Origin of the sequence: Solirhodobacter olei (assembly GCF_004010155.1) — a bacterium.
GTDB lineage: Bacteria > Pseudomonadota > Alphaproteobacteria > Rhodobacterales > Rhodobacteraceae > Solirhodobacter > Solirhodobacter olei.
The window spans coordinates 18,698-33,778 of record NZ_RRYH01000011.1; the positions used below are offsets into that span (position 1 = coordinate 18,698).

The 15,081-nt window shown below is 68.0% G+C and carries 19 protein-coding genes; 9 read left to right on the plus strand and 10 right to left on the minus strand.

The genetic code is table 11. From position 1 onward, the window contains the following. The first annotated feature begins 2 nt into the window (after window positions 1–2). The gene (locus EIP85_RS09290) at window positions 3–644 is read left to right on the plus strand and encodes a ferredoxin (RefSeq protein WP_127901907.1); all 642 of its coding nucleotides are present in this window, start codon (window positions 3–5) and stop codon (window positions 642–644) included. Continuing rightward, on the plus strand, window positions 641–1,147 hold the full coding sequence (locus tag EIP85_RS09295; RefSeq protein ID WP_127901908.1) for a SixA phosphatase family protein: 507 nt from the start codon (window positions 641–643) through the stop codon (window positions 1,145–1,147). The genes EIP85_RS09290 and EIP85_RS09295 overlap by 4 nt, the downstream gene beginning before the upstream one ends. 67 nt (window positions 1,148–1,214) lie before the next feature. Here the strand turns inward: EIP85_RS09295 and EIP85_RS09300 are convergent, their stop codons facing one another. The 5 genes from EIP85_RS09300 to folK all read right to left on the minus strand — a co-directional run bounded on the left by EIP85_RS09300 (window position 1,215) and on the right by folK (window position 5,870). Then, complete coding sequence (locus EIP85_RS09300) at window positions 1,215–1,964, minus strand: pyridoxine 5'-phosphate synthase (protein ID WP_127901909.1); 750 nt, start codon at window positions 1,962–1,964, stop codon at window positions 1,215–1,217. A gap of 4 nt (window positions 1,965–1,968) precedes the next feature. Beyond that, entirely contained in the window at window positions 1,969–2,625 is a 657-nt protein-coding gene (locus EIP85_RS09305; protein WP_127901910.1) for a DUF2062 domain-containing protein, read from the minus strand. 19 nt (window positions 2,626–2,644) lie between these two features. Beyond that, a complete protein-coding gene (locus tag EIP85_RS09310; RefSeq protein WP_127901911.1) occupies window positions 2,645–4,768 on the minus strand; it encodes a RelA/SpoT family protein in 2,124 nt (707 codons plus the stop codon). A 49-nt stretch (window positions 4,769–4,817) separates the two neighbouring features. Next, window positions 4,818–5,171 (minus strand): DNA-directed RNA polymerase subunit omega, encoded by a 354-nt coding sequence (gene rpoZ, locus EIP85_RS09315; RefSeq protein ID WP_127901912.1) that lies wholly within the window; start codon window positions 5,169–5,171, stop codon window positions 4,818–4,820. Window positions 5,172–5,288: 117 nt separating this feature from the next. Beyond that, complete coding sequence (gene folK / locus EIP85_RS09320; protein WP_127901913.1) at window positions 5,289–5,870, minus strand: 2-amino-4-hydroxy-6-hydroxymethyldihydropteridine diphosphokinase; 582 nt, start codon at window positions 5,868–5,870, stop codon at window positions 5,289–5,291. A 138-nt stretch (window positions 5,871–6,008) separates the two neighbouring features. Here folK and EIP85_RS09325 point away from each other — a divergent pair, with 138 nt between their 5' ends. From EIP85_RS09325 to EIP85_RS09345, 5 genes are all read left to right on the plus strand, one after another. After that, entirely contained in the window at window positions 6,009–6,590 is a 582-nt protein-coding gene (locus tag EIP85_RS09325; protein WP_127901914.1) for a LabA-like NYN domain-containing protein, read from the plus strand. Between the two features lie 62 nt (window positions 6,591–6,652). Further along, window positions 6,653–7,603: a 4-hydroxy-3-methylbut-2-enyl diphosphate reductase gene (gene ispH, locus EIP85_RS09330; protein WP_127901915.1), complete on the plus strand. Its 951-nt coding sequence runs from the start codon at window positions 6,653–6,655 to the stop codon at window positions 7,601–7,603. Continuing rightward, on the plus strand, window positions 7,600–8,679 hold the full coding sequence (locus tag EIP85_RS09335; RefSeq protein WP_127901916.1) for an AbrB family transcriptional regulator: 1,080 nt from the start codon (window positions 7,600–7,602) through the stop codon (window positions 8,677–8,679). Before ispH ends, EIP85_RS09335 begins: the two co-directional genes overlap by 4 nt. Window positions 8,680–8,749: 70 nt before the next feature. Further along, window positions 8,750–9,226: a ribonuclease HI gene (gene rnhA / locus EIP85_RS09340; protein WP_127901917.1), complete on the plus strand. Its 477-nt coding sequence runs from the start codon at window positions 8,750–8,752 to the stop codon at window positions 9,224–9,226. 49 nt (window positions 9,227–9,275) lie between these two features. Beyond that, window positions 9,276–9,788, plus strand: coding sequence for a transcriptional regulator (locus EIP85_RS09345; RefSeq protein ID WP_127901918.1), 513 nt, complete (start codon window positions 9,276–9,278; stop codon window positions 9,786–9,788). A gap of 10 nt (window positions 9,789–9,798) precedes the next feature. On the opposite strand, the gene fmt is transcribed toward EIP85_RS09345, so the two are convergent. From fmt to def (EIP85_RS09365), 4 genes are read right to left on the minus strand one after another with little or no spacing between them, the layout of a single operon-like run. Then, window positions 9,799–10,692 carry a methionyl-tRNA formyltransferase gene (gene fmt / locus EIP85_RS09350; protein WP_127901919.1) on the minus strand — a complete coding sequence of 298 codons (894 nt, stop codon included), beginning with the start codon at window positions 10,690–10,692 and terminating at the stop codon, window positions 9,799–9,801. Continuing rightward, window positions 10,689–11,189, minus strand: a complete 501-nt coding sequence (gene def / locus EIP85_RS09355; protein WP_127901920.1) for a peptide deformylase — start codon at window positions 11,187–11,189, stop codon at window positions 10,689–10,691. Before def (EIP85_RS09355) ends, fmt begins: the two co-directional genes overlap by 4 nt. After that, window positions 11,186–11,701: a peptide deformylase gene (def, locus tag EIP85_RS09360; RefSeq protein WP_127901921.1), complete on the minus strand. Its 516-nt coding sequence runs from the start codon at window positions 11,699–11,701 to the stop codon at window positions 11,186–11,188. Before def (EIP85_RS09360) ends, def (EIP85_RS09355) begins: the two co-directional genes overlap by 4 nt. Then, window positions 11,698–12,219 carry a peptide deformylase gene (gene def, locus EIP85_RS09365; RefSeq protein ID WP_127901922.1) on the minus strand — a complete coding sequence of 174 codons (522 nt, stop codon included), beginning with the start codon at window positions 12,217–12,219 and terminating at the stop codon, window positions 11,698–11,700. Before def (EIP85_RS09365) ends, def (EIP85_RS09360) begins: the two co-directional genes overlap by 4 nt. A 117-nt stretch (window positions 12,220–12,336) precedes the next feature. Here def (EIP85_RS09365) and EIP85_RS09370 point away from each other — a divergent pair, with 117 nt between their 5' ends. After that, window positions 12,337–13,515, plus strand: a complete 1,179-nt coding sequence (locus EIP85_RS09370) for a MalY/PatB family protein (RefSeq protein ID WP_127901923.1) — start codon at window positions 12,337–12,339, stop codon at window positions 13,513–13,515. A gap of 167 nt (window positions 13,516–13,682) precedes the next feature. Here EIP85_RS09370 and EIP85_RS09375 read toward each other — a convergent pair whose 3' ends face one another. Then, window positions 13,683–14,051, minus strand: coding sequence for a hypothetical protein (locus EIP85_RS09375; RefSeq protein WP_127901924.1), 369 nt, complete (start codon window positions 14,049–14,051; stop codon window positions 13,683–13,685). Between the two features lie 215 nt (window positions 14,052–14,266). Between EIP85_RS09375 and EIP85_RS09380 the strand changes: the two genes are divergently transcribed. Beyond that, entirely contained in the window at window positions 14,267–14,989 is a 723-nt protein-coding gene (locus tag EIP85_RS09380; protein WP_127901925.1) for an ArsR/SmtB family transcription factor, read from the plus strand. Window positions 14,990–15,081 lie beyond the last annotated feature (92 nt).

Genomic DNA, 15,081 nt, shown 5'->3' on the forward strand with positions numbered 1-15,081 from the left:
GCATGACCGGGATGGAGAGCCTCGCGAAGGCCGCATCGGACGAGCAGCTGGCGATCTTTGGCGGCTTTCATCCGGATCCCGGGGAAGGGCGGGGGGGCACCCTCCTTCTTCTCGGTCCGGCGGAGCCCGGCTTCTGGCCGCATGTGCAGGCCGCGACCGAATTCAACGATGGCGCGCCCGATCCGCTGGACCGCTGGTCGGCCCGGGTGATCGGCGCGCTCGCCGCCCGCTTCGGGGGGGAGGCGCATTTCCCGTTCGGTGGACCGCCCTATCGCCCGTTCTATTCCTGGGCGCTCCGCACCGGGCGGGCCTGGGCCTCACCCGTCACGCTCTTGGTGCATGATACGGCGGGCCTCCTCGTCTCCTACCGCGGCGCGCTGGCCCTTCCGGAGCGCCTGCCCCTTCCCGCCCCTCCGCAGCGGCCCTGCGACACCTGCGCGGCGCCGTGCCTCGCTGCCTGCCCGGTGGGGGCGCTGGGGGCGGATGGCTATGACCTCGACGCCTGCCACGGCTTTCTCGATACGCCCGCGGGTCACGCCTGCATGAGCGGTGGCTGCCGTGTCAGATGCGCCTGTCCGGTTTCGCAAAGCTATGCCAGACTGCCCGAACAATCCGCCTATCACATGAGGCTGTTCCACCGATGACCAAGCGCCTGATCCTGATCCGCCACGCGAAATCGAGCTGGGACGATGCCGAGATGCCCGACCACGACCGCCCGCTGAACCCGCGAGGCCGCGGCGCGGCGTCAGAGATCGGCGCCTGGCTCGCCTCGCGCGGCTACCTGCCTGACGAAGCCATCGTCTCTGACGCACGCCGCACGGTGGAAACCTGGGAGCGGATTGCCGAGGCCCTGCCCGGCGCGCCCGAGCCGCGGCAGGAGCGCAAGCTCTACCAGGCCGCGGCGGATACGATGCTGGCGGTGCTGCGGCACGCGACGGGCGACTGCGTGCTGATGCTGGGCCACAACCCCGGCATCGCCGAATTCGCCCAACGCCTGGTCGCCCGCCCGCCGCTCCATTCGGAATTCCAGCGCTATCCGACCGGCGCCACGCTCGTTGCCGAATTTCCCATCGACGACTGGTCCGAGGCCGCATGGTCCAGCGCCGCGCCGGATGATTTCATCATCCCCCGCGAGCTCGATGGCTGACTTTTCCTGGTAGAAGTACTCTCGGGGAGCGCGAGGGGCAGACAGCCCCTCGTCCCCGCCGCCGCACTCAGGCGCGGGCCTCGTCCATCAGCCGCCGCATCTCCTCGATCGCCGGGCCGAGGCCGCGGAAGATCGCTTCCGAGATCAGGAAGTGACCGATGTTCAGCTCCATGATTTCCGGAATGGCAGCGATCGGCTTGACCGTTTCGTAGGTCAGCCCGTGGCCGGCGTGGACCTCGAGCCCCAGCGAATGGGCCAACGCTGCGCCCTCGCGTAGGGCAGCAAGCTCGGCATCGCGTTCCTCGAAGCGGCCCTCGGCGTGGAGGTCGCAATAGGCGCCGGTGTGCAGTTCCACCACCGCAGCCCCGATCCGGGCTGAGGCCTGGATCTGGCGCGGATCATGGCCGATGAACATCGACACCCGGCAGCCCGCCTCGCGCAGCGGCGCGATATACTGCGCCAGCCGGTTGTCGTCGACAGCCACGTCGAGCCCGCCCTCGGTCGTCCGCTCCTGCCGGTTCTCGGGCACCAGACAGATCGCGTGCGGCTTGTGACGGAGCGCGATCTTCTGCATCTCGTCGGTCGCGGCCATCTCGAGGTTCAGCGGCAGCTTCAGCCCGGCCATCAGCGCGTCGATATCGGCATCGGAGATATGGCGGCGGTCCTCGCGCAGATGCGCTGTGATGCCGGAGGCACCGGCGGCCTCGGCGATTTCGGCCGCGCGGAGCGGATCGGGATAGGCCGAGCCGCGGGCGTTCCGCACCGTCGCGACATGGTCGATGTTGACCCCGAGCCTCAGCTTGCCAAGCGGTTGCATGTCCTCACCCTTCCTGTTCCGTCCGCGCCGGCGCCTGAGCCGCCTTCTGCTGGGCGCGTTTTTCGACCCGCGCGCGCAGCTTCTTGGCGCGCCGCTTCTGATAGGCGGCGATGACCGGCAAACTCAGATAGTAGCCAGCGATGCCCGAGGCAATCCCGGGCACGAGACCGCCCACCAGATAGGGCAGGAAGATCCGGTCGAAGAACCATTCCAGCCGGTCCCAATGCGCGACGCGACCATAGAGGAGCGCATCGAGGTTGTGCCAGAGCTGCAGCGAGGCGCTGGCGAAGCTGCGCACGATCACCTGCAGGTGGAGCGTGTCGGGCTGGCCCAGCAGGTAATGCCCCAGCTCCACCGAAAGCGCCATGATGAAGGGGAAGGTCAGAGGGTTGCCGACCAGTGTCGCCAGAAGCGCAGCCATCATATTGCCGCGCACGACCCAGGCCAGCCCGGCCGCGATCAGCAGGTGCAGCCCGAAGAATGGCGTGAAGGAGACGAGGATCCCGGCGAAGACCCCGCGCGCGATGCGATGCGGCTTGTCCGGCAGACGGCGCAGGCGATGGATGATATAGCTGATGGCCCGCCGCCAGCCGCCGCGCGGATAGACCGTCTCGGCCACGATCTGGCCGACGCTTCGCTTGGCTCGCCGCTTGAAGACCACCCGGCTTCCTCGCCCGCCTTCAGGGTTTCCTGCTCAAGTCCCGGTAGCGTTCGATCTGGGCCACGTCGCTTTCCGCTTCCAGCGCGGTCATGACGTTGTGCAGATGCTCGACGTCGCGCATGTCCACTTCGACGATCAGGCGATAGTAATCCGGCTTCCGGTCCACAAAATGCAGGTCCGAGATATTGGCCTTCTGTTCGCCGATCAAGGTGCAAAGCCGGCCCAGCACGCCAAGCGCGTTGGAGATGGTGACGTTGAGGCTGACGGTATGGACGGCCGGGTGGCGGCCAGCCTTCCAGCGCAGGTCCACCCAGCGCTCGGGGTGATCCTCGAATTCCGCGAGCGCCGGGCAGTCGATGGCATGCACGATCGGTCCCTGACCGCGATAGGTGATGCCGACGATGCGTTCGCCCGGCACTGGCTGGCAGCAGTTCGCGCGGCGGAACGGCTGATCCGGCGCGAGGCCCACGACCGGGCGCTTCACGTCGACCTCCTCGCTCGGCTGGGCGGCGGCAAGCTCGGGATACAGCGCTTCGACGGCGCGACGCGCGGTGAGTTCGGCGGAGCCGACGCGGGCCAGAAGCTCGATCTCGTCGGGCAGGCCGAGGCGGCGAGCGGCGGTGCGCAGGGCCTTGTCGGTGGCGCGCTTGCCGACATGCTCGAACGCGACGCGGGCAAGCTCGCGGCCCAATTTCACGAAGCGGCCGCGGTCTTCCTCGCGCAGCGAGCGGCGGATCGCGGCCTTGGCGCGGCCGGTCACGACGATGTCGATCCAGCTCACCTGCGGGCGCTGGCCCTCGGCGGTGATGATCTCCACCGACTGGCCGTTCTTCAGCCGGGTCCAGAGCGGCACGCGGATGCCGTCGACCTTGGCAGAGACGCAGGAGTTCCCGATCCGCGTGTGGATCGCATAGGCGTAATCGAGCGGGGTTGCCCCGCGCGGCAGCTGGATCACGTCGCCCTTCGGCGTGAAGCAGAAGACCTGGTCGGAATACATCTCCAGCTTCACGGTCTCGAGGAACTCGTCGTGATCCTCGTCGGCCTCGAAGCGTTCGGTCAGCGTGGTGATCCACTTCGCCGGGTCGACCGCAAAGCGGTTCTGCGCCCGCACCCCGTCGCGATAGGACCAATGCGCGGCGACCCCCGATTCGGCGACTTCATGCATCTCGCGGGTGCGGATCTGCACCTCCACCCGCTTGCCGTCGCGGCCGGAGACGGTGGTGTGGATCGAGCGGTAGCCGTTGTTCTTCGGCTGGCTGATGTAATCCTTGAACCGCCCCGGCACCGCGCGCCAGCGCTGGTGGATGACGCCGAGCACGCGGTAGCAGTCCTGTTCAGACCCGGTGATGACGCGGAAGCCGTAGATATCCGAGAGGCGCGAGAAGGCGAGGTCCTTCTCCTGCATCTTGCGCCAGACGGAATAGGGTTTCTTGGCGCGGCCGAAGACGTCGGCCTCGATCCCAGCCTTTTCAAGCTCGTTGCGGATGTCGTTGGTGATCTGGTGGACGACGTCGCCCGTCTCGCGCTGGAGCATGATGAAGCGGCGGATGATCGAGGATCGCCCCTCGGGGTTCAGCACTCGGAAGGCGAGGTCTTCCAGCTCCTCGCGCATCCACTGCATCCCCATCCGGCCGGCCAGCGGCGCGAAGATGTCCATCGTTTCGCGCGCCTTGCGGACCTGCTTCTCCATCGGAAGCGAGCGGATGGTGCGCATGTTGTGCAGGCGGTCGGCGAGCTTCACCAGAATCACCCGCAGGTCCTTCGACATCGCGATCAGGAGCTTGCGGAAGTTCTCCGCCTGCTTCGCCTCAGAGGAGGAGAGCTGCAGGTTGGTGAGCTTGGTGACCCCGTCGACCAGCTCCGCGATCTCCTTGCCGAACAGGCGGGCGACCTCGGAATAGGTGGACTTGGTGTCCTCGATCGTGTCGTGAAGAAGCGCGGTGACCAGCGTCGCGTCATCGAGCCGCTGCTCGGTCAGAATCGCGGCGACGGCGACGGGATGGGTAAAGTAATCCTCGCCCGAGCGGCGCTTCTGCCCCTCGTGCATGTCGCGGCCGTAGTCGTAGGCGCGACGGATCAGGCCTTCGTCGGTACGCGGGTTGTAGTTGCGGACCAGGGCGATCAGATCATCGACGTCGATCATCCCGTCCGCATCCTGCCCGGCGAGCCGCCTATCGAAGGGGGCGGTCGCTTCAGTCCTCCCCCTGCGCCTGCATAAGAGCGCGCAGAAGCTTCTCTTCCGACATGTCGTCCTGGCTCGGGCGATCCACCTCGTTGCCCATGAGGAGCGCCATCGCGTCTTCCTCAGGCTCGTCGACCTCGATCTGGGTCTGGTGGCTTTCGATCATCCGCTCGCGCAGGCTCGGCGCCGACTGCGTCTCGTCGGCGATCTCGCGCAGGGCGACGACCGGGTTCTTGTCGTTGTCGCGGTCGACGGTTACCGGCGAGCCCGACTGGATCTCGCGCGCCCGATGGGAGGCGAGCATCACCAGTTCGAACCGGTTCGGAACCTTGTCAACGCAATCTTCGACCGTCACGCGGGCCATAACGACTCCAATCAGGATTGGGCTGTGGAAGCGCCTATCTAAGCCTTCCCTCCCAGCTTGACAAGGAGAGAATCCGCGCCCCGCCGGGCGACCCCGGCCCTTGCCGGTCGGGGCGGCTCAGCCGTCCGCCCGCGGGCGGACGGCGTCGCGGTCTTCCTGTGGCAGCCGGGCGAGCATCTCTGCCGTCGTCAGCCCCAGCACCGGGTGGCGCCAGTCCGGCGCGATCTCGGCCATGGGGACGAGAACGAAGGCGCGCTCCGCCAGCCTCGGGTGCGGCAGGATCAGCTCCTCTGGCGCGCGGCGCACGCGCTCTTCCGGCGGGAGGCGCTGCCAGCGGGTGAAGCCGGCGAGATCGGGCAGCACCCGTTCGCCGTAGGCCACCAGATCCAGATCCAGCGTCCGCACGCCCCAGCGCTGAATCCGCTCGCGACCGAAGAGCGCCTCCACCCGATGCAGGCGGGCAAGCACGTCACCGGGCTCCAGATCGGTCGCGATCGCTGCAACAGCGTTCAAATAAGCGGGATCGGAGGGGTCGGGGAATGCGGGCGTGTCGTAGAAGCGGCTGCAGGCGACGACCTCCAGCCCGGCTTTCGAAATCTCTTGCAGGGCCAGAGGGATAGTCCGCTCCGGTCCGCCCGCGGCCGAGGGGAGATTGGCCCCGAGCGCGATGAGAACGGGTGTAACCTGCGTTTTTGTCATGTTTCGTCTTCGTTTCTAAATGCTTCTATACGCAACCCGAGTATCCTAGTTTCCATCTGCCCGCGTTGGAACAAAGCCATTTCGTGCCACCACTCTCGTACATGGCGATGCCGGCCGGGAGATTTGAAAGGGATTGAAATGTTTTACAAGGATGACAGGCTGGCCCTTTTCATAGATGGGTCGAACCTCTATGCCGCGGCCAAGGCGCTTGGCTTCGACATCGATTACAAGCTGCTTCGCCAGGAATTCATGCGCAGGGGCAAGCTCTTGCGCGCCTTCTACTACACGGCCCTGCTGGAAAACGACGACTACTCGCCGATCCGCCCGCTGGTCGACTGGCTGCATTACAACGGCTTCTCGATGGTGACGAAACCGGCGAAGGAGTACATCGACAGCCAGGGTCGCCGGAAGGTGAAGGGCAACATGGACATCGAGCTGACCGTCGATGCCATGGAGCTGGCGCCCAGGGTCGACCACATCGTGCTGTTCTCCGGGGACGGGGATTTCAAGCCGCTGGTGGAAAGCCTGCAGCGCCAGGGCGTGCGCGTCTCGGTCGTTTCGACGATTCGCAGCCAGCCGCCCATGATCGCCGACGAGCTGCGCCGCCAGGCCGACAACTTCATCGAGCTCGACGATCTGCGCGAGGTGATCGGCCGGCCGCCGCGTGAACCGCGCGAAGCGCGGAGCGAGCGCGAGGAGACCACCGACAGCCAGGCCTGAGAGCGCGTCTGGACGCCGGGCCACATCCGGCCTAGGTGAAGTGCGGAGCCTGCGAGAATTCGATGACCAAGCCCGCCCTGACCCTGTACCTCGCCGCGCCGCGCGGCTTCTGCGCCGGCGTGGACCGCGCCATCAAGATCGTCGAGATGGCGATCGAGAAATGGGGCGCGCCCGTCTACGTGCGCCACGAGATCGTCCACAACCGTTTCGTGGTCGATGGGCTGCGCGCCAAGGGCGCCGTCTTCGTCGAGGAGCTGGACGACTGCCCGCCGGACCGCCCGGTGATCTTCTCCGCTCATGGCGTGCCGAAATCCGTGCCCGCCGCCGCGCAGGCGCGCGAGATGGTTTATGTCGATGCGACCTGCCCGCTCGTCTCCAAGGTGCATATCGAGGCCGCCCGCCATGCCGAAGCGGGCCTGCAGATGGTGATGATCGGCCATGCCGGCCATCCCGAAACCATCGGCACGATGGGCCAGCTTCCCGAGGGCGAGGTTCTGCTGGTCGAGACCCCCGCAGACGTGGCGGGGCTCGATGTGAGAGACCCCGAAAAGCTTGCCTTCATCACCCAGACCACGCTGTCGGTCGACGACACGGCAGAGATCGTGGCCGCGCTTCAGGCCCGTTTCCCGATGATCATCGGGCCGCACAAGGAAGACATCTGCTACGCCACCACCAACAGACAGGCGGCGGTGAAGCAGATCGCGCCGGATGTGGACGCGCTTCTGGTGATCGGAGCGCCGAATTCGTCGAACTCCCGCCGCCTGGTCGAGGTCGGCCGTGCAGCGGGATGCTCCTACGCCCAGCTCGTTCAGCGCGCCGAGGATATCGACTGGCGTGCGCTTGAGGGCGTCTCCGCTGTCGGGCTGACCGCCGGCGCCTCCGCGCCCGAGGAGCTGGTCGACGAGGTCGTCGCCGCGTTCCGCGCCCGTTTCAAGGTTTCGCTGGAGAAGGTCGAGACCGCGCAGGAAAATGTGGAGTTCAAGGTGCCCCGCGTTCTCAGGCAACCGGCGTGAGCGCGGGGTCCGAAGGCACGGGCCCCCTTGCCAAACTGCCCCGCTGGGCGATCTGGGCGCTTCTTCTGGCGCTTACCGGCGGCGCGATCCTGCCGCTGGAGCGTCTCAACCTTCCCGCCACGGCGCTTTTGGCCGCGATGGCGGCGGGGATCGTGGTGCAGGTCGGCGGCGGCAACATCCGCCTGCCGCGCCCGCCGCAGGCGGTAGCGGAGGCGTTCCTTGGCTGCATGATTGCCGGGTCAATCACGCCGATCGCGCTGACCACCTTCCTTGCCCATGCGCCGCTGTTCCTCTCCGTCGTGCTGGCGATCATCGCGGCGAGCACGGCGATGGGATGGGCGCTGCTGCGGCTCAACGTCCTGCCAGGGACGACGGCTATATGGGGCCTCTCGCCCGGCGCGGCGCAGGCGATGATGCTGATGGCGGAGCCCTTCGGCGGAGATGCGCGGCTCGTGGCCTTCATGCAATACCTGCGGGTACTGCTGGTGGCGACCATCGCGCCGATTATCGCGGGGATCTGGGCCCGCCCCGGGGGGACAGCGCATGCCATCGTCACCGCCGACGCCCCCGAGACGCGGGCGCTGATCACGGCGCTGCTGATCGCCGGGGTCGGGCTTCTGATCGCCCGGCGGTTCAGGATCGCCGCGGGCACGATCCTGGTGCCGCTGGCCATCGGCGGTTCGCTTCACGCCGCCGGGCTGATCCAGATCGCCCTGCCCGACTGGCTGTTGCAGGTCAGTTACGCCGTGCTCGGCTGGGGCATCGGACTGGCGTTCACGCTGCCGGTGCTGCGCCACGCGATCAAGGTTCTGCCGCAGATCGCGGGCGCCATCCTCGCGCTGATCGGGCTGTCGGGCCTGCTGGCCGTGATTCTTTCCCAGGCCGATGGGATCGATCCGCTGACGGCCTACCTCGCCACCAGCCCGGGCGGCATGAGCTCTGTCGCCATCATCGCCGCGACGAGCCACGTCGACCTTGCCTTCGTCATCTCGCTGCAGACGGTACGGTTCGTGCTGGTGCTGCTGCTCGGCCCAGCGATCTCTCGCTTCATCGCGACGCGGGTCCGCGCCAGCTGAGGCCGAGGCGAGGGTTTTCCTCCGCCTGCCGGGCGGCTATGACGGCCGGGCCTAGACCATGGGAGCCGAGATGCCGGAGCTTTTCGCCTATACCGACGGGGCCTGCAGCGGCAATCCCGGCCCCGGGGGATGGGGTGTCCTGCTGATCGCGCGCGAAGGCGGGGCGGTGGTGAAGACCCGCGAGCTTGCCGGCGGCGAAGCGCTGACCACCAACAACCGGATGGAGCTTATGGCCGCGATCTCTGCACTGGAGGCGCTGGGGCGGGCCTCTGACATCACGGTGGTGACCGACAGCGCCTATGTGAAGAACGGCATTACCGAATGGATGTTCAACTGGAAGCGCCGCGGCTGGAAGACGGCTGAGGGCAAGCCGGTGAAAAATGCCGACCTCTGGCAGCGGCTGGATACGGCGCGCGGGCGCCACACGGTCAACTGGCAGTGGATCAAGGGCCATGCCGGCCACGAGGAGAACGAGCGCGCCGACGAGCTCGCCCGCGGCGGCATGGCGCCCTACAAGGCCGGCAAAGCTGCCAAGAGCGCCGGTTAGGCCCTGAAACAGGCTTTACAGGAACATCCGCTCGCCTAGACTTTCGGGCATGTCGCGCAGCCGAACCATTCCGGACGAGACGGTCTTTGCGACCCTTCGGCAAATGCTTGCGGAAGGGGGGGACAAGGCTGCCTCCTTTGGCGCAGCAGCGCAAGCGACGGGGCTTGCCGCCTCTACCCTGGCGCAAAGGTTCGCGACGCAGGACGGCATGGTCCGCGCGGCGCTGCTTGACGGCTGGGCCCAGATAGAGGCGGCGACCGCGGCGGCGGAGAGCGAGGCCGCGGTCTCCCCCAAGGGCGTGCCGGTGCTTCTGAAGCTGATCGGGCGCGGGCGGGAGGCGGATATCTGCCTTCTGGCCGGCCACCTGCGCGACGGGGCGCTGCATGACGCGGGCCAGGCCTGGCGCGCGCGGGTGGAGGCGGCGATCGCCCTAAGGCTCGGCGGCGGCTCGAAGGCCCGCGACAGCGCGGCAATGATCTTCGCGGCCTGGCAGGGCCGGCTGATCTGGGGTGGACCAGGCGACAGTTTTCGCCTGAAGGACGCGCTGAAGCGGCTCGCCTGAGCCGAATCGGTCAGAGCACGGGCGGAAGCGTCAGGCCGCGCAGCAACTCCCCCGCCGGCATCGGGCGCTTGCCCTGGCGCTGCGCCTCGACGATCTCCACCGCGCCCGTGCCACAGGCGATGGTGAAGCCGTGGAGCACCGTGCCCGGCGCCCCCTGCCCTTCGGCAAGCCGCGATCGGAGGAGTTTGATGCGCTCGCCCGCGATCTCGATCCAGGCGCCCGGGAAGGGCGAGAGGCCGCGGACCTGGCGGTCGACCTCCTCCGCCGTCCGGGTGAAATCGACCCGCGCCTCGGCCTTGTCGATCTTGGCGGCGTAGGTCACGCCGGCCTCGGGCTGCGGCTCTGGGGTGCGGCTGTCGAGGGTTTCGAGCGCCTCGACGATGGCCTCTGCGCCGAGCGCGGCGAGGCGGTCGCGCAGGTCCTGCGTCGTCTCCTCCGCCCCGATCGGGGTGGCGCGGCGCAGGAGCACCGGGCCGGTGTCGAGACCGGCCTCCATCTGCATGATGCAGACGCCGGTCTCCGCGTCGCCGGACAGGATCGCGCGATGGATCGGCGCCGCCCCGCGCCAGCGCGGCAGCAGCGAAGCATGGACGTTGAGGCAGCCCTTCGCCGGCGCATCGAGCACCGCTTGCGGCAGGATCAGCCCATAGGCCGCGACGACGGCGGCATCCGCCCCGAGGGCGGCGAACTCGGCCTGCGCCTCGCGCCCCTTGAGGCTTGTCGGGTGGCGGACGGGCAGACCCAGCGCCTCGGCCTGGGCCTGCACGGGGCTGGGGCGGTCCTTCTTGCCACGGCCCGCGGGACGGGGTGGCTGGCAGTAGACGGCGAGCACCTCGTGCCGGGCGGCGAGCGCCTCGAGGATAGGTACGGCGAAATCGGGCGTGCCCATGAAAACGAGTTTCATCCGCGCCGGCCCTTTTTCTGGGCCTTCGACAGCAACATCTTCCGCTTCAGGGGCGAGAGGTTGTCGAAGAACATCCGTCCGTTCACATGATCGATCTGGTGCTGCACGGAGGTGGCCCAGAGGTTGACGAAGTCGCGCTCCTCCAGCTCTCCCGCCGCGTTCAGGTAGCGCACCGTCACCGCACGGGGACGGGAGATGACGGCGGAGAAGCCGGGCAGGTTCGGGCTCGCCTCCTCATGCTCGCGCGGCTGGACGGAGGCGTGCAGGATCTCGGGATTGGCGAGCAGGACGGCCTGGCCGCGCTTCTCGGAACAATCGACCACGGCGAGGCGCAGCATCACCCCGATCTGCGGCCCGGCAAGGCCATAGCCCGGCATCGCGTCCATCGTCTCGACCATGTCGGCCCAGATGGCGCGGATCTCGTCTGTGATCGCCTCGACCGGGGCCGCGGCGGTCTGCAGCCGGCGGTCGGGCCAGGGCAGGAAGGGGCGGATCATACCGGCCCCAGGGCCGCGAGTGCGGGGTCGAGAGCGGCGCGGGCCGCCGCGTCCAGATAGTCGATGCAGAGGACGCCATCGAGGTGGTCGCGCTCGTGCTGGACGCAGGTCGCCTCGAAGCCGGTGAAGCGCTCCTCCACCTGCGTGCCGTCGAGGGTGGTGAACCGCAGCGTCACCTCGGCCGGGCGGGCGACATCGGCGGGGATGCCGGGCAGCGACAGGCAGCCCTCGGTCCGGGTGATGGTATCTGCGGAGGCGCCGGCGATCTCGGGGTCGATCATCACGCGGGGGGTGGGCGTGCCCTCCTTCCAGCCGCAGTCCATGACGAAGATCCGGCGCATCTCGCCTATCTGCGGCCCGGCGAGGCCGCGGCCGGGCGCGGCGTACATGATGCGCAGCATCTCTTCCGCGAGCGCGCGGATCTCGGGGGTCACGGCGCCGACGGACTCTGCCCGCTGCCGCAGGCGGGGATCGGGCCAGCTGAGGATCGGGCGGTCGGCGGGGTCGGTCACGCGCGGGCCCGCTCGCGTTTCAGCTTTTCCATCTTGCGGGTGATCATCTGGCGCCGCAGCGGCTTCAGGTAATCGATGAAGAGCTTGCCGTCGAGGTGGTCGATCTCGTGCTGCACGCAGGTCGCCCAGAGGCCGGTGAAATGCTCCTCCGCCTCGGTGCCGTCGAGGGTGAGCCAGCGGACCTTCACCTCGGCCGGGCGTTCCACATCGGCATATTGGTCGGGGATCGAAAGGCAGCCTTCCTCGTAAGTGCCGCGCTCTTCCGAGGACCAGGTGATCGTAGGGTTTATCAACACCATAGGCCGCGGCGGCAGCTCGGAATCCTTGACGCAATCCATCACCAGGAGCCGCGTCATCACGCCGACCTGTGGCGCGGCGAGGCCGATGCCTGGGGCATCGTACATCGTCTCCAGCATGTCGTCGGCCAGCTTCACGATCTCGGGCGAGATCGCGGCGACCGGCTGGCACATCTTGCGCAGCCGGGGATCGGGGTGAATGAGGATCGGACGCAGGCTCATGCGAGGGATTTAGGCGATCCGAGCCGGGCGCGCAACGGTTCAGGCGGCAGTGCGGGCGGGCGGTCTTGCGCCTGCCGGGGAAGCGGCTAGGGTCGGCGCCAAACGGAGAGCCAGCCCATGTCCAATCCCTTCGACGAGATCATCAACCGCCGCGGAAGCCATTGCGCCAAGTGGGACAACCTGGAGATGGCCTGCGGCGTCTCGCCTGAGACGGGCCTTGCCATGTGGGTGGCGGATATGGATTTCCGACCGCCCGCCTGCGTCAGCGCCGCGCTGCAGGGCATGGTGGATCACGGCATCTACGGCTATTTCGGCGACGACCGGGACTACAAGGCCGCGATCGGCTGGTGGATGAAGACCCGCCACGGCTGGGAGATCGAGCCGGACTGGATCTTCACCACCCATGGCCTGGTGAACGGCACCGCGATGTGCATCGAGGCTTTCACCAAGCCGGGCGACGGGGTCGTGCTTTTCACGCCGGTCTACCACGCCTTCCACCGCGTCATCAAAGCTGCCGAGCGCGAGGTGGTGGAATGCAAGCTCGTCAACGCCTCCGGGCGCTACGAGATGGATTTCGACACCTACGACGCCCAGATGACCGGCAAGGAGACGATGCTCATCCTCTGCTCGCCGCACAACCCGGGCGGGCGGGTCTGGACCGAGGGCGAGCTTAAGGACATCGCCGCCTTCGCGGAGCGCCACAACCTGACCATCGTCAGCGACGAGATTCACCACGACCTCGTCTTCCCGGGCAACAGGCATCACGTGATGGCGAAGGCGGTTCCGGACTGCCTCGGCCGACTGGTGATGATGACCGCCACGACCAAGACCTTCAACATCGCAGGCGGCCACAGCGGCAATGTCATCATCCCGGACGAGACGCTGCGCGCGCGCTTCGCGGCGAAGATGATGGCGCTGGGGATCTCGCCCAATTCCTTCGGGCTGATCATGGCGACGGCGGCCTATTCCGAGGAGGGCGCGGCTTGGGTTGACGACCTGATGGACTATCTCGACGGCAACAGGAAGCTTTTCGACGAAGGCGTGAACGCGATCCCGGGGCTGGCCTCGATGCCGCTGGAGGCGACCTACCTGGCCTGGGTTGATTTCAGCCGCACCGGGATGGCGGCGGAGGAGTTCACCGCGCGGGTGGAGACGCAGGCTCAGATCGGCGTGAACCGTGGGCCGGCCTTCGGGCGCGGGGGCGAGGACTTCCTGCGTTTCAACATCGCGGCGCCTCGGAGCCTGGTGGAAGAGGCGGTGGAGCGGCTGCAGAAGGCATTTGCCGACCTGCAATAGGCCGGGCGGCGCAAGCGGCTGGAAAGGCTGAGAAATCGGGGTGCCGATTCACCACAGCCTTCGCACCGCTTTCGCACCGTAATGTACCGTATTTCGGGACGGTGGTCGGGCAGTTTGCGCAACGGGCGGTAAACGGTGCGCAATGAATGCGCACCCTACGCCGGGTGTCAGAAGTGCGACTTGGGCTCGTCGGGCTTGCCGGCGGCGAGGGCGAGGAGGCCGCCGACGAGGCAGAAGCCGATCGGGAACATGGTGAAGACGCCGAAGCCGAAGGCGTTGAACATCAGCACCGCCGCGACGATCATCAGGATCCCGCCCCAGAGCGCGCGGACCTTGGCCATGGCCCCGCCGGCGAGCGCAAGGAGGGGGGCGAGGAAGCTCGTCACCTGGATCAGCTGGCCGTTGCTGACCTCGCCGAACATCTGGCCGACCTCGGCGTGATTGCGCACCACCTCGGTATAGCCGTAGCCGAAAAAGCCCACGACCATCGCGATCAGCCCGCCGATCACACCCAGTATCAATGCCGCGTTGCGCATGGATCCGTCCTGTCCTTGCCGCTGCGTGCGCCACGGCTTCCGGGCTCGAGATAAGGCCCCCTGCCCCCGGAAATCAAGCGACGACAGGGCAAGAGGCGCGATCCCGCCGGGGCTGACGGAGCGTCAAACGGGCGTGGCGCCCGGGCCGGAATACTTCGGCCGTTACCGAAGCGTTCCCGGCTGACCGGAGGGCCGGCGGATGCTAGGCTTGGCGGATGACCAACCTTCCCAGCGGAAATTCCATCGCCGAGGTCGCCCATCTCATCGGGGATGCGGCGCGGGCCAATATGCTTGCCGCGCTGATGGGCGGCCGGGCGCTGACGGCGGGAGAGCTTGCCCGGCACGCCGGCGTCACAGCGCAGACCACCAGCGGGCATCTGGCGAAGATGACCGAGGCGCGGCTGCTGGCGGTCGAGAAGCAGGGCCGGCACCGCTACTACCGGCTGGCCACGGCAGATGTGGCGCAGGCGATCCACGCGCTGATGGCGCTGGCTGCGGACGGGCCGCCGCGCTACCGCCCGGTGGGCCCGCGCGACGCGGCGCTGCGGCTGGCGCGGACCTGTTACGACCACATGGCCGGGCGGCTGGCCCTTGCGCTGGCCGACAGCCTGGTGCGCGAGGGGCATGTGCTGCTTGCCGATGGCGCCGGGCTGGTGACGGAGCGGGGCGAGGCGTTCTTTTCCGGGCTTGGCATCGATGTGACGGGGGCGACGCAGAGCCGGCGGCCGCTTTGCCGGACCTGTCTCGACTGGTCGGAGCGGCGGCCGCATATCGCCGGGCGGCTTGGCGCGGCGCTGCTGGACTCGGCGCTGGAGCGGGGCTGGGTGGTGCGGCAGGCGGAGAGCCGGGCCCTGCGGCTGACGCGGGCGGGAGAGTCGGGGTTTGCGGCGGCGTTCCGGCTGCCATCGGACTGGCGGGTGGAGGGCGTTGCGCAATGAATGCGCGCGCCTCACGCGGTGAGGAGGGGCAGCGCCCGACCGCGGGGGGGGGCGCTAGGGACGGCCGAGGTCTGTCCGTTTATGGTTTAATG